The organism is Leptolyngbya sp. PCC 6406, from assembly GCF_000332095.2.
Classification (GTDB): domain Bacteria; phylum Cyanobacteriota; class Cyanobacteriia; order Phormidesmidales; family Phormidesmidaceae; genus PCC-6406.
In genome coordinates, this window is sequence record NZ_KI913949.1 from 2,363,080 (window position 1) to 2,376,083 (window position 13,004).

Below are 13,004 nucleotides of genomic sequence, written 5' to 3' on the forward strand. Positions count from 1 at the left end.
GTCCGGAATCTCCCCGTCTTCAGTGATCAGTAGCTACCCCCCCTACGGGCATTCTTAGTCTCAATCAATCGAGGAGCAACGACCCTATGACTTCCTTTTTGAAGAACAGGTACACCCTGATCGGCTTGACGAGCAGTCTGGCCCTATCCATGCTCGCAGCGCCAGCCCAGGCTCAACTGAATGTCACCGGGGGCGGTGCCACCATTAATGACGCTAGTGTCTTTGTTCCAGGTGGAGCAGGTACCACCAATGACACTCGGGCGGTGATTACTGGTGGCCAGTTCAACTCCGTCACGATTGAAACGAACCAGGGTAATCTGCCCAGTTCCGCTATTTTTCGGGCTAACACCTTGCCCACTATTAATAACGGGACAACCCTTGGTGGCAATCTGCAGAACGCAACTGGAACGGTTTTAGGAACTGTATCTTTCCGTAGCGTCGGCCCTCTCGGAGCCCGCTTCTTTAATATTCCGACAACGATTAATTTCACCGTTAGCAACCCCAACCCTGTTGCTGTTGGTGGTGCTGCTAACACCACAGAGCATCGGGCGGTTGGCTACATTCTGCAAGAAACTGGGTTTGTGGCTGGAGCCCAGGGCGTTGGAGTCGTTCAGCGACAGACCCCCGTCACGGTGGTTCAATATCAGCAGCCTGTGGGGACTGGGGCTACGGGAATCAACGTCTTAGGAACTGCTGTACCAGCTAGTGCATTCACTCAGACACGGGATGGTAACACTACCATTGTTCCTGGTATCGATCTGAGTTTTAACAGTGGCACGGTGTTTACACCGCCGGGGTTCGCCTTGGGCACACCCCAACCCGGCCAAGGCCAAGGGCAGGGTCCTGGCGTGATTATCCGCCAATTCCGGCAGGGTGTGAGCCAGGTTTCGGCCATCAGCATTTTCAATCGGGTCGCAATTATCAACCTACCCTCCTTCGACGACATCATTTTTGACGTTGATGATGATGCCACTGCCGGTGATGATGCCACTGATGACGATGGTCTCATCGGGGCAATCCCTGATGCAGGGGATGACGATACAGATACCCCTGGGGATGATACTGCCGACGACGACGACGATGATGACGACAACGACGATGTCGCCGACAACGATGATGACGACGATGATGATGACGACGACGATGACACTGCGGGCGGCGGTGATGGCGGCTTAATTGGTGCCTTGCCCGATGCTGGCGATGGTGGTACAGACACACCGGGTGACGACACTGCTGATAGCGGCGACGACAACGACGACGATGGCAGTGATGACAGCGATGATGATGACGGTGACGACGACGATGACGATGACGGCAGTGCTGGTGGTGGTAACGGTGTTGTTGCCAATCCCAATGATGGTGGTAGCCAGTTCCGGCCTATCCTGCCTCGCTTCGTGTTTATTGGCATCTTTATCTTCAACAACGTGCCCTCTGGCCGCTGGGTTGATCCCCCCTCTGCCGATGGTTTCGAGTATGAGATGACTCCCCGCAATGTCCCAGTGGGTGTGGCTAGTCGCGTCTTCCCTGGTATGACTGGCGTGGGTCAAGCGGATGATTCCGTCTTCACCCGCATCAGTGGCTTCCCCACGGGTGTGGATGTGGATGACTCTTTCGTGGTGTCGGTGGAAGGGCGCATCCTGGGTCGCTTTGGCCCTGGTGATACCCTGCGGTTCAGCGACTACCGCGACCAGATTGGGGATCTGCTGGTGAATGGGGGTGTCCGCAAGTTCACCATTAGCGAGATCAATCCGGCGGTGAACACCTTGAATCCAGTGGCTTTCCCACTGCAACTGGACTTCAATACTGATACCGCTAGCTTTGAAATGCGGGCCTTGGAGGCTGACCCCACGGGGGAACTCACCCGCATCTCCCAAGCAACTGACTAGGCTCACCTGAAGCGGGGATAGCTCAAAAAGGGCGGGAGGCATCATGCCTCCGCCCTTTTTTTGTGCTGCGCCCATTATGGGCATCTATCCAGCCTGGGTATTAGGTCAGGTAGGGCAACCATTGGGCCGCGATCGCGGCATTGCCATACCAATCCCCATCAGGTCGGGGAGAGTGGTAAACATTCTCCAGCAATAGATTTTGGGCGTTGTCCAAATGCGCTGCGGTAATGGGGGTGATGCCGTCACCCCAACAGTCTCCCTGACCACAGGTGAGTTGGTAACTGTTGTAGGTAAACCAAGTACCCCAGCGCTTACCGTAGATCGCCTTGCCCGCCACACAGACATAGCGCACCGAATTGTAGAACGCGCCGGGGTAGGTCTGGTTCACAAAGTCGAGATTGCGGCGGGTCCAGCGCTCCTGGCTTATATGGGGAGTGCCGAGGGTCAGTAACGTGTGAACCTGTTTGTGGCCGCTCCAGCAGTTGGGGCGATCGCGATCGCAGTTATGCACCGCATAGGGCTGCTCCCCCAGATAGATACGGGCAATCCAGCCACCAGCGGAGTGGCCCACAATATTGACACCATCACACCCTGTTTCTGACTGAAGACGGGTCACCGTAGCCGCGATCGCGGTCAAGATCGGCTGTACCGATCGCCCCCCCAGGGTCGGTATCCAATCCCGGCGAATCAGGGGCACCGTCATCGCGGGGATGCCCTGCTGCTGAAGATAGGTTTCTAGGGGACGATAGGGGGCGGCTCCAGCCAGATAACCCGGTATGATCACCGTCGGTAGAGGCATAGACTCCCAAGGCTCTGAATCCCAGATTGGAACTCCAGGTTGGAATTCCTGAGCTGGATAACAGTACCTATTATCCGGTCTTATCCCCTCCCAAAGTCCAGGATTATCAGGATTGTATAGATAGAGGTCTGGCGTGATAAATGCGATGGTCATGGGCGTAGCCGCCCCCAAGGCGCTAGATCGACCCCAAGGGGCCATCGAGTCCCCTGCCCTCGGTCACCTTTGGGGCATCGGTGTGGGGCCAGGAGATCCAGAGCTGATCACCGTCAAAGCCCTGAATCGATTACGACAGTGCCCCGTTGTCGCCTTCCCCGCTGGCCGCAATGGCCAACCCGGTATGGCTCAGCAAATCCTGGCCCCTTGGCTACAACCGGAGCAAACCTTACTGCCCCTGTACTTTCCCTACGTCCAAGATACCGCCACCCTAGAGACAGCTTGGCAAGCCGCCGCCGCCGCCGTCATCCCCCATCTTCAGCAAGGACAAGACGTCGTATTTGCCACCGAGGGAGACGCCAGCTTCTACAGCACCTTTACCTATCTAGCCCAAACCCTCCAGCAGCAACTACCGGATTTAACCCTCCACACCATTCCCGGCATCTGCTCACCCCTAGCCGCGATCGCGGCCCTCGGTCAACCCCTCACCATCCAAGACCAGCGCCTCACCATCCTCCCCGCCATGCACACCCTAGACGATTTAGAAAGAGCCCTGGATCAAGCCGAGGTCGTGGTATTAATGAAAGTCGCCGCCGTCTATCATCAAGTCTGGACCATCCTGAAACAACGGGGACTCCTAGCCCACAGCGCCGTTGTCGTCCATGCCAGCCGCCCCGATCAACGCCTGTACCCTGACCTATCCGATCATCCCCACCTGCAACTGCCCTATTTCTCCCTGATGATTATCCACAGATCCACGGGCATCAGCTAGGCTATAGCCAGCCCTCGGGGCACCCTAAAACCTGACAAACGTCTGGGGCTAGAGGATACCCAACACCATCTTTCATCACCGCAGTTCTCCTATGGCTTCCCCTCGATTTCCAAAACTGTCGCCCCAATGGCGGACCTGGCTACTCCAGCCCACTTGGTTGGCAGGAGCCATTTCAGTAGGATTCCATGGGGTGCTTTTTGCCGCCAGCCCCACCCTGTCTAATTTGAACCTAAATGCCCTCACGGAGCCGGACCTCGGGGCCGAAGCCCGTCGAGTCCCCTTAGTGGAACTCACTCCGGCAGAGCGGCAGCGTCTACCGGACTTTTCCAACTCCTTCTATAGTCTTTCACCCCTAGACGACCCCCTCGGCAACCTGGGCAGCATCGAGCCCATTCCTAATAATGGTCTACTGCCCCCCATCGCCTCCGGGGGCAACGCCAATCCCAAACCTAACACTTCCCCCCGTCAAGGCTACGTTGTTCCCTATCAACTCCCCGGCACCGTAATTCCCGGTGGTAATACCGCCAATCGCTCTCGGGGCAGCACTAGTGGCACGGCCAATAGTGGCACTGGCAACAGAGCCACGGGCAATACCGGCACCTCAGCCAATGGAAATTCCCCTAGTTCATCCTCCGACAGAGGCACTCGCAACAGCGGTAATGCTGGTGCCCCAACTCAAGGGACACAGCCCTCCTCCCCAACAGAAACAGACTCCCCTACGGCATCGGAGTTAGAACGCCAGCCCCAAAATCCTGCCCCAGCGGCGGGGACCGATAGCCCTATTGCCCTATCCGCAGCTCAGCAACAGGCACTCACCTACGACGGCGGCACCTCGGAAGAGGAGGCAACCGCAGCTCAAGAAATCTGGCTGGCAGAGAGTAAGGATCTAGCGGAAGTCGCCGCGTTACCCCTTGAGCAAGTGAACTTTCCCCTACTCGCTCTGATTAATGGTCAACAGCCCTGTTTGTCCCCCGAGCCCCACGAGGGTCTCATAGCCGCCCTCGTAGGTGCCGATGGTAAATTAACTCGGGATCCACAGGTTCTGATTAGCACGGGCTACCCATTTCTCAACCATCGCGCCATTGATCGGGTCAAGGCCCTCAATTTTGGCAGCGTGCAGCAGACTACCGCCTATCAGTTTGTGGTGCAGGTGGAATACCGGAAAGAAATCTGTGTGAATCTCAAAGCCAATTCCCCTGCTCCCGAAACCTCAACCCCTGTCGATAAAGAAGAGACACCATCTGCTGAAAATACATTGGAATAACATTTGGTCGCATTTCGCCAAAATTTGGGTAGGGATAGGGCCGCTTCTAACGGTTCAACTTAGCTTGAAAATTTTTTCCTCAATGTATTAAGTTTGTAAGGAACATCTCAAAAAAGCGGATTCACCTTCAAACAGCAACGTAATTCCACGGGTTTCAGCCATCAATATGCCCTACAAGGCAATACATCAAGATGCCCTAAAACTGATTTGTAAAGTTAAGGTAAACCCGTTTACCCCATTATGAATTCTTTGCTGCCAAAGCTTTATCTTGACCTCACACTACTGTCAAGCTTCAGTAAATCCCGGCCAAATTGCATAAGGCTTCACTTGCACTCCAGTAGTCTTACTACCAGAGAGATTCCCTATAACTGCCATTTTCGATATTAAGGATATCCTCGTATATACCAAGTTGAGGAAGGGGCAGATAGGGGGAATGCATCGTCTCTGTGGCTGCCAGTTATTGATCAACCGCTGGTGCCACAAGATATCTGCAATATCCTTCAGGAGCCAATGGTTATGAAAGCCTTACTTGCGACCTGTACTGCCGGAGCTGCTGTCTTGGTAATGGGTACCGTTGCTGAAGCAACGACCTTTAAGCTAGATAGCTACAACGTCAACCTAAATGATCAGGATCCCGGCTTGGTTTTAGATTGGGCACCTATTCTGGGTACACCAGCGACAGCAGATCTAGAGGTTGGGGAGTCAACCTCTACCAAGTTGTTCACCCTCTGGACCGATGAAACTGCGGTCAACCTGGATGATCTTGCCTCCAAGCCTATCTCTGTGGATTTCACTTTCTCCCTACCCAAAGTATTTGGAGGCACTGTCGGTGGTGAAACTAAGGGCTTTCGATCTCTTTTTGGGGTGATCCAAGGAGGCCAAGTAATCTGGGATGGTCCGTCGGTGTTTGCCTTTGGCAACGGTGGCCTTTTGGAGGTTACCCTATCGGATACGATCTTTAATAAAGGACTCTTCGGTCTCAATGAAGGGGAAAAGCATGGTGCTAAGATCCATGCCACCTTTAAGTTAGTGTCTGACCACGTTGATGTACCAGAACCAACGGCGCTGCTGGGATTGGGATTGCTGGGCTTAGGGATGCTGGCACAACGGCGGCGGACGGAGCAGGAAGCATAGGTGATTTCTGCCGCAGGAACTTTCACCTAGCCTAGCAATATCCCGCATTCATTGTGCAATTGTGTACCCAATGCGGGGTCATTTCAAGCAGTATCTAATTAAATCTAACGATCTCACTTGATTACAGAAGACCGTCGTAGCGTGGGTTGAGCCGCGTTCGCGCGGTGTCTCCACTAGGGGCTGTGGACAATCAAAGCCAGATTCCTTGCTATGGGGCGGTTACAGCCCCTAGCTTGATTCCGTAGGGCGGGCGTGGTCATGCCTACCCCGCAAGGGTTTCCTCGTTAATTGTCCACACGCTCTAGGAGAAAACCCACGAAGATGCTTGCTCAAAGGTCATGCCGGGTGGTGGAGCTTAGAGTTCACCCCAGAATTGGTCAGCTTGATAGGTTTGAAGCTCTTTCTGCACTTCCTGAAAGTAATCGCTTTTGGTGATTTGGGCCACCTGTTTCAGGCGCTTGGCTTGGTCAATTTCGATGGTGAGGTCTGCTAATTGCTGTTGCAATCGGGCTTCTCGCTGTTTCACGTGGGAGGCCATCATTTGAAACATCTGGGCTAGCTTCCCCAGTTCATCCGAGCGGGCCGCTACCTCGTCTAAACTCTCCGGGATAAAGGTGCCTTCATCAACGGCGGTGGCGGCATCGGTGACACGGTCTACCTGTTGAAGGTATTTCTGCATTTGTTCGTTGCTGTGGCGCAGTTCGGCTTCAGCCTGTTTGCGATCGCGGATGGCCTGACAGATTTGTTGATACATCTGTTGAAAGGCCGCAATTACCTCCCCCAGCTCATCACGGCGCTGAAACTGATCGGACTGAAAGGGGGGAGCGGGTTGGTCAGTTGCAATACCTTCGGTGAGCTTCGCTAACGCATCCCCCGCCAGGATTAAATCTCGCCGTAGGATCAACACCGGGGTAATCAGTTGCCGACTCAGGAGCACCATCATCACCAAGGTGATAAAAGCGGAAATTAACAAGACAATGCCGGTAATTCTAAGAATGTAAAAGACTAGCGCCATCCGCGTCCCGTCGGCATCATGGCGCAGCAGCAACACATATTCATCGCCACCGTCCGATTGCGATGCCAGCCAAGCAACATCGTAACGACTCCCCTGATCCGTTTCCAGATAGCGTTGATTGCCTTGACGGGCCTCCTCGGGCGGTAGGGCAGGCACTTCCCCAAAGGTGCCCACCACCCTGCCGTTAGCCTCGTAAACCGCCCCGCCGAGGATGATCTGCATCATCGGCTCCCGTTGCAACTGCTCTAGTTGTGCCAAGAGTTCTGGCCCCGATGCAGTAGGGTAGGTCATCAAAATCCAGTTAATCTTCCCGAAGGACACCTCCTCGATTTGGCTCAGGATTTCCTGCTTACGCCGTTGCACCGAAGGCACGAGGACAATGCCTTCAATCACCACAAGGCTGACAAAGATACCCAGAACAATGCGGAGGGAAAGGGGCGATTTGAACAACCGCTTCCCTTCTTTCATCTTGGTGGAAAATCGGGTCGATAGATGCTTGACCATCTCAAAATCTCTGTACTTTCGGCAATCCTAAAAGCAGTAGATGAGAATGGGCTAAATAAAAGCTTAGGGAACCAAGGTTCATCCTGCACTCAGCAGCAAATAACCCTGGTTCCCCCGAATCACCAACTGTCGATATCTGCACTCCCCGCGATCCACTCTGCCAAGTCTCGCTTGGCCTTGCCCACACTAAAGGGGTGCAGCCCAAACTCGCTAGACAATTCTTCGCACACCTTAACGCCGCGTACACTGTTTCCCTTGGCATCCAGGGGGGGCGAAAAGATCCCAATCCCCAGCTTGCCCGGTGAGACGGCAGTAATGCCGCCCCCAACACCACTTTTAGCGGGCATACCTACCCTATAGGCCCATTCCCCCGAGTAGTCATACATGCCACAGGTGAGCATGACGCTGATGACATCCTGCACATAGCGCTCATCTAAAGCGCGATCGCCGGTACAGGGATTGACACCGCCATTGGCCAACGTCGCCGCCATCATTGCTAGGTCACGGGCATTGACCAAGATCGAACATTGCTGAAAGTACAAATCCAGGGTCTCCTCCAGCTTTTCCCCGACCATGCCAAAGTTGAGCATCAGGTAGGCGATCGCCCGGTTGCGATTGCCCGTAGATTTTTCCGACATAAAGACGGGAACGCTGATATCGTGCCCTCTCCCGGTGTAGCGCTGAAACATATCCAGCATCCGCTTCAGGCGTTCCGTCCCGTCCTGGCCAGAAATTAGGTCAGCAGTTGCGATCGCGCCCGCATTAACCATGGGGTTATAGGGGCGATTCGTGCCTTCATCCAACACAATGGCATTAAACGCCTCCCCCGTCGGTTCCACCCCCACCTTGCTATTGACGTAGTCCCGACCCCGATCCTCCAAAGCCAATCCATAGACAAAGGCTTTAGAAATAGACTGAATCGTAAAGGTCTGGGTGCAGTTACCCACCTCAAAGACCTGACCATCCACAGTGGCCACACAAATGCCAAACCAGTTAGGATCCGCCAAAGCCAGTTCTGGAATGTAATCAGCAACCGCTCCCTCCGTGAGGGATTGATACTTCTCGTGCAGATCACTCAGGTAGTTGCGAAACGGAGACGTGACCGATGAAATGGAGTCCGCTAATGACTTCAAATCCCCAGTATTTGCCATGGTCGCCTACTCCATAATCCGATGGGCAACAGCTTTGAACTCCTGAGCAATGGCATGATCGGGATAGTTCACACAAAATACCCCTTCACTGGCCAGCGCCGCAATATCCTCCGAGAGCGGAAACACCCCCGCCACAGGGGTCTCATAGGTTTCCTCCACCTTTTTCCGCAGTAGGTCTAGATTCATGGTGGACAGGGCTTTGTTGATCACCAACAACACATTACGCACATTCAGTTGACGGGCCACATCCATCGTGACCGCCGTGCCCTGGTAGTCCTGCTTATCTGGGCGCAGAATCAAGAGTAGGTGATGGGAAATGGCAATGGTTAAAAAGGCTTGTTTGGATAGACCGGGATGGGTGTCAATGAACAAATAATCTAGTTCCAGAGCCTTGACCAGTTTGCGAAACCCATCGTTGAGTAGGCGTACATCGTAGCTATCCCTCAAGATGCGAGCGATATCATCGGTTTTAATACTGGCGGGCACGAGAAAAAGCTGCCCCCCTTGAGCACTGACCCCAAGGGATTCCCCAATATCGTAGGCCGCCGCTTCAATGGGACATTCACCCCACAGATAGCTGTTGAGGGTATGGGTGGTCATGTCGGGCTCTAGACCGAAAATATTATGAATACCGGGGGAAGGCACATCAGTATCCACCACTGCAACTCGGTGACCCTGGAGTGCTATGGCGGCAGCGATGTTGGCGGTGAAATTAGATTTTCCTGTTCCTCCCCGATAGGAGTGAATGGAAATGACCCTGGGCATACGCTATGACCTCATCTCAACCCTGAGTTATGCCAATTCCCCGAAATAAGACTACAGATGTCACCTAGCCCGCTGGGACGGCAAAGTCAACGACTTCGCTCAGGGGACGCTAGCTGAGCGGAGTCGAAGCTAGGATGTGTAGCGGCAATTCAGAGAATTGGTATTAATGGTGCCGCCTCCATCAAATATGGTGAGTATAGCCGATCAAATATGGTGGGTATAGCCGATGAACTCCCCTGGCATAGCATCAAATTTAGCGGTTATGGGCTTCTCGCAAAGCTCTAGGTGGATATATCGTCGTTACATGGATAAAATCGAGCTCGGAACACCTCACAGGCTTCTACTTTTTCCATGACCGATCCTGCTGATTCCAATTCCCTATGGCAGCACAAACCCTGGTGGTGCCAGCCTTGGTCTATTGTGCTGACGGGGCTGGCCCTGCCCGCGATCGCGTGGGGCTTCACCCATCGCCTTTGGCTCACCCTGCCTGTGGTAGGGGTTGTTTTGGGCTGGTGGACGCTATTTTTGTATCTCGCCCCCCGTCAGTATGCCGATGCCATGCAACATCAGCAATCGCCGCAAAAGTAACAGGAACTTCATATCGGCCCCATCTCAGCTCTCAGCTCGGCATTCTATCCAGGGCAGGGATGGAACATAGCCTCAGATCACTAGGGTTGATCTCATGACTTCTTCCGTATCATGACCGGCCTCATCATGACCGGGAAAAATCCTCAAAGCTTGAGGGTCTACCTTGAGGCGGACCCGGCTGCCCGTAGGGAGAGTTGCCCCCGTTGCCATCCGGGCATGGAGGGTTTGCCCCGACGGCGTTTGCAAACAGTAGTTATATTCCCGTCCTAGAAACTGGCGATCGCGAATCCACACCGTTCCCGCCTCGTCCGGTTCCAGCAGCAAATCTTCCTGACGAATCATCAGCATTCCCCCCTCCAGGGTACCTAGAGCGTTCGCCATTGGCAGATAAAACGTCCCCGCCTCCGTCTCCCAGCTCTCCCCCCGGCGCTGGGCCGTGAGAAAATTAGCTTGGGTGACAAATTCCGCCACAAACTGAGAGGCCGGATTGGCATAAATCTCCTCTGGAGCCCCCACCTGCTCCAGATGACCCCGGCGCATCACCGCTACCTTGTCAGAGATCGACAGCGCTTCCTCTTGATCGTGGGTGACAAAAACCGCCGAAATACCTGTGCGCTTCAGAATCTCTCTCACCTCCTGGCGGAGATAAAGGCGCACTTGCACATCCAGGTTACTCAGAGGCTCATCCAGCAAAATAATTGTGGGCCGGGGCGCTAGCGCCCGCGCCAAGGCCACCCGCTGCTGTTGTCCCCCAGAAAGTTCGTGGGGATAGCGGTCAGCAAACTTCGCTAGCCCTACCAGGGCCAAGGCTTCCTGGGTGCGGCTGCCTTGGTGGGTCGGTCTCTGGCCATCGCGACTGGATTTAGGATCTTGCCGCTGTAACGATTGCAAGCCAAAGGCCACATTCTGTCTCACCGTCAGGTGGGGAAACAGGGCAAAATCCTGAAATACCATGCCAATGGACCGCTGCTCTGGTGGCACCCAACGGTGGGCCGTCGCTATGGGCTGCGTTGCAAGGTGAATCTCACCGCCATCGGGCCGTTCAAAGCCGCCAATCAGCCGCAGTAGGGTTGTCTTGCCACAACCCGATGGCCCCAAAAGTCCCAGGATTTCCCCCGCTACCAAAGATAGGCTTACCCCTGCCACCGCTGGGGCAGAAGTGTGGGGGTATTGTTTTGTCACGTCTTGGAGCCGTAGAACTGGAGCCGAATGCATCGCCTCAACCATAAATTTCAGGAGTTAGGACGGGCCTGGGTCACAGTCCGCCGCTCTTGGGACAGAATGATCAGCGTAGACCCCGCCGATACCAGCAAAATCAGCAGTGCCGCCGCCGCCGCATCCGCAAAGGCCGCATCCTCCGCCGTCGCCTGCCAGATCTGCATCGCCAGGGTCCGAAAGCCAATGGGGGCTAGGAGCAATGTTGCGGGCAGCTCCTTAATCGCGGTCAAAAAGATCAGCATTGCTCCACTTAACACCCCCGGTTGCACCAAGGGCAAGGTAATTTGCCTCAGGGTTTGCCAGGGGGTGCGGCCCAAACTGCGGGCCGACTCCTCTAGATTGGGGTTCACCTGCAACAGCGATCCCCGTACCGTCCCCACCGCCTGGGGGAGAAACAGCACCATGTAGGCAAACACCAGCATCGGCATTTGTTGATAAATCCAGGGGGTATAGTTGGCTCCGAAAAACACCAAAGCCAAGGCCACCACAATTCCCGGTGTGCCAAAGCCAATGTAGGAACACCGCTCCAATAGGGTGGTCCATCGCCCCGGAAACCGAACCGACAAAATCGCGATGGGGAGGGCAAACACCGTCGCCACTAGGGCCGCCAACCCCGCCCCGTAGAGCGAGTTTAGGCAAATTTGCCATAGGGGAACGGATTGATAGGTGGTGTAGCCCAAGCCGCCAAAGAGGGTACTGCGAAACAGCCAGAATAAAATCACCCCCACGGGCATGACCAAGCTCAACAGCACCACAATGGTACAAAAAAACAGGGCAGGCCACCGCCACCGCCCCAGAGCAACGGGGGGCGTTAACAAGCCACTGCCACTGCGGCGGGTATAGTAAGCGGCGCGGGTGCGGGTGCGATACTCCAGCCACAGAATTCCCAGCACAATGGCCACCAGTACCAGGGCGAGAGCTGCCGCCAAATTGCGGTTAAAGCCAGATCGATACTGGGTAAAAATGACCCTCGTGAAGGAGTCAAATTGCATCAGAGCCGGGGTGCCAAAGTCTTGAATCGCGTAGAGGGCTACTAGCAGTGACCCAGCAGCAATCGAGGGTCGCAACTGAGGCAGCGTCACCCGCAAAAAGGTGGAATAGGGACTATGGCCCAGGCTACGGGCGGCTTCCTCGGTGCTGGGATCCATGCCGATGAGACCCGCACGCACACTCAACAGTAGGTAGGGAAAGGTAAACAGGGTGGTGGCAGTAATAACGCCAAACCAACCGTAGATCGAGGGAAGTCTCTCTATGCCCAAGGGCTGCAATAGCATTTGGACAATGCTGCCTCGGGGGCCAAAGGCAGAAATCAGGGCAAAGCTACCGACATAGGTGGGCACCGCTAGGGGGAGGGTTGTGGCAATCAGCCAAAATCGTCGCCCCGGCAGGTCTGTCCGCACCGTCAAAAAGGCTAAGGGGATAGCAATTAGAGCCGAAAAGAAAGTTGCTGCTAGCCCTAGACCCAAGGTGTTGAAGATGACCTCTAGGGTAAGGGGGCGAGCAATGATGGCCCACAGTTCTAGTACCCCGGCCCCAGCAGCACGCACCACCAAGTGGCTTAGGGGCAGCACCATGGCGGCGGCGGTCACTAGTGCCATCAGCACCAAGAACCAGGGGGGGCGGGCCGAGCGCCCCGAGCCCCCGAGCCATTTCAGGGCATGGGTGGGTAGGGAAGGAGAAGGGTGTTTTGTCACAAAGGAGGAGGTTCGCATCGGGGCTAGGAGATCTACTCGCCCCTAGCCCTTATTCAACGCT

At 55.0% G+C, this 13,004-nt stretch carries 11 protein-coding genes; 5 read left to right on the plus strand and 6 right to left on the minus strand.

Annotated elements, in window-relative coordinates:
* Window positions 1–86: 86 nt before the first annotated feature.
* Window positions 87–1,886 carry a hypothetical protein gene (locus LEP6406_RS33570; protein ID WP_008314382.1) on the plus strand — a complete coding sequence of 600 codons (1,800 nt, stop codon included), beginning with the start codon at window positions 87–89 and terminating at the stop codon, window positions 1,884–1,886.
* 100 nt (window positions 1,887–1,986) lie between these two features.
* Here the strand turns inward: LEP6406_RS33570 and LEP6406_RS0210570 are convergent, their stop codons facing one another.
* Window positions 1,987–2,685, minus strand: a complete 699-nt coding sequence (locus tag LEP6406_RS0210570) for an esterase/lipase family protein (protein WP_008314380.1) — start codon at window positions 2,683–2,685, stop codon at window positions 1,987–1,989.
* 145 nt (window positions 2,686–2,830) lie between these two features.
* Between LEP6406_RS0210570 and LEP6406_RS0210575 the strand changes: the two genes are divergently transcribed.
* The 3 genes from LEP6406_RS0210575 to LEP6406_RS0210585 all read left to right on the plus strand — a co-directional run bounded on the left by LEP6406_RS0210575 (window position 2,831) and on the right by LEP6406_RS0210585 (window position 6,008).
* A complete protein-coding gene (locus LEP6406_RS0210575) occupies window positions 2,831–3,610 on the plus strand; it encodes a precorrin-2 C(20)-methyltransferase (protein ID WP_008314378.1) in 780 nt (259 codons plus the stop codon).
* A 91-nt stretch (window positions 3,611–3,701) separates the two neighbouring features.
* Window positions 3,702–4,874, plus strand: a complete 1,173-nt coding sequence (locus tag LEP6406_RS0210580) for a hypothetical protein (RefSeq protein ID WP_008314376.1) — start codon at window positions 3,702–3,704, stop codon at window positions 4,872–4,874.
* A gap of 516 nt (window positions 4,875–5,390) precedes the next feature.
* Window positions 5,391–6,008, plus strand: coding sequence for a PEP-CTERM sorting domain-containing protein (locus LEP6406_RS0210585; RefSeq protein ID WP_008314374.1), 618 nt, complete (start codon window positions 5,391–5,393; stop codon window positions 6,006–6,008).
* A 355-nt stretch (window positions 6,009–6,363) separates the two neighbouring features.
* Here LEP6406_RS0210585 and LEP6406_RS0210590 read toward each other — a convergent pair whose 3' ends face one another.
* From LEP6406_RS0210590 to LEP6406_RS0210600, 3 genes are all read right to left on the minus strand, one after another.
* Complete coding sequence (locus LEP6406_RS0210590; RefSeq protein ID WP_008314372.1) at window positions 6,364–7,527, minus strand: HAMP domain-containing protein; 1,164 nt, start codon at window positions 7,525–7,527, stop codon at window positions 6,364–6,366.
* 119 nt (window positions 7,528–7,646) lie between these two features.
* Window positions 7,647–8,678 (minus strand): glutaminase A, encoded by a 1,032-nt coding sequence (gene glsA, locus LEP6406_RS0210595; protein WP_008314369.1) that lies wholly within the window; start codon window positions 8,676–8,678, stop codon window positions 7,647–7,649.
* A gap of 6 nt (window positions 8,679–8,684) precedes the next feature.
* A complete protein-coding gene (locus LEP6406_RS0210600) occupies window positions 8,685–9,443 on the minus strand; it encodes a MinD/ParA family ATP-binding protein (RefSeq protein ID WP_008314367.1) in 759 nt (252 codons plus the stop codon).
* A 351-nt stretch (window positions 9,444–9,794) separates the two neighbouring features.
* Here LEP6406_RS0210600 and LEP6406_RS0210605 point away from each other — a divergent pair, with 351 nt between their 5' ends.
* Complete coding sequence (locus LEP6406_RS0210605; protein WP_008314365.1) at window positions 9,795–10,031, plus strand: DUF6737 family protein; 237 nt, start codon at window positions 9,795–9,797, stop codon at window positions 10,029–10,031.
* 72 nt (window positions 10,032–10,103) lie between these two features.
* Here the strand turns inward: LEP6406_RS0210605 and LEP6406_RS0210610 are convergent, their stop codons facing one another.
* Window positions 10,104–11,258 carry an ABC transporter ATP-binding protein gene (locus LEP6406_RS0210610; protein WP_008314363.1) on the minus strand — a complete coding sequence of 385 codons (1,155 nt, stop codon included), beginning with the start codon at window positions 11,256–11,258 and terminating at the stop codon, window positions 10,104–10,106.
* Between the two features lie 5 nt (window positions 11,259–11,263).
* Entirely contained in the window at window positions 11,264–12,961 is a 1,698-nt protein-coding gene (locus LEP6406_RS0210615) for an ABC transporter permease (protein WP_008314361.1), read from the minus strand.
* Between the last annotated feature and the right edge of the window lie 43 nt (window positions 12,962–13,004).

What these genes read in the sequence shown, in the direction of transcription:
- LEP6406_RS0210615 (WP_008314361.1), bottom strand. Translation starts at nt 12,961, where the DNA reads ATGCGAACCTCCTCCTTTGTGACAAAACACCCTTCTCCTTCCCTACCC.
- glsA (WP_008314369.1), bottom strand. Translation starts at nt 8,678, where the DNA reads ATGGCAAATACTGGGGATTTGAAGTCATTAGCGGACTCCATTTCATCG.
- LEP6406_RS0210575 (WP_008314378.1), top strand. Translation starts at nt 2,831, where the DNA reads ATGGTCATGGGCGTAGCCGCCCCCAAGGCGCTAGATCGACCCCAAGGG.
- LEP6406_RS0210580 (WP_008314376.1), top strand. Translation starts at nt 3,702, where the DNA reads ATGGCTTCCCCTCGATTTCCAAAACTGTCGCCCCAATGGCGGACCTGG.
- LEP6406_RS0210600 (WP_008314367.1), bottom strand. Translation starts at nt 9,443, where the DNA reads ATGCCCAGGGTCATTTCCATTCACTCCTATCGGGGAGGAACAGGAAAA.
- LEP6406_RS0210590 (WP_008314372.1), bottom strand. Translation starts at nt 7,527, where the DNA reads ATGGTCAAGCATCTATCGACCCGATTTTCCACCAAGATGAAAGAAGGG.
- LEP6406_RS0210570 (WP_008314380.1), bottom strand. Translation starts at nt 2,685, where the DNA reads ATGCCTCTACCGACGGTGATCATACCGGGTTATCTGGCTGGAGCCGCC.
- LEP6406_RS0210585 (WP_008314374.1), top strand. Translation starts at nt 5,391, where the DNA reads ATGAAAGCCTTACTTGCGACCTGTACTGCCGGAGCTGCTGTCTTGGTA.
- LEP6406_RS0210605 (WP_008314365.1), top strand. Translation starts at nt 9,795, where the DNA reads ATGACCGATCCTGCTGATTCCAATTCCCTATGGCAGCACAAACCCTGG.
- LEP6406_RS0210610 (WP_008314363.1), bottom strand. Translation starts at nt 11,258, where the DNA reads ATGGTTGAGGCGATGCATTCGGCTCCAGTTCTACGGCTCCAAGACGTG.
- LEP6406_RS33570 (WP_008314382.1), top strand. Translation starts at nt 87, where the DNA reads ATGACTTCCTTTTTGAAGAACAGGTACACCCTGATCGGCTTGACGAGC.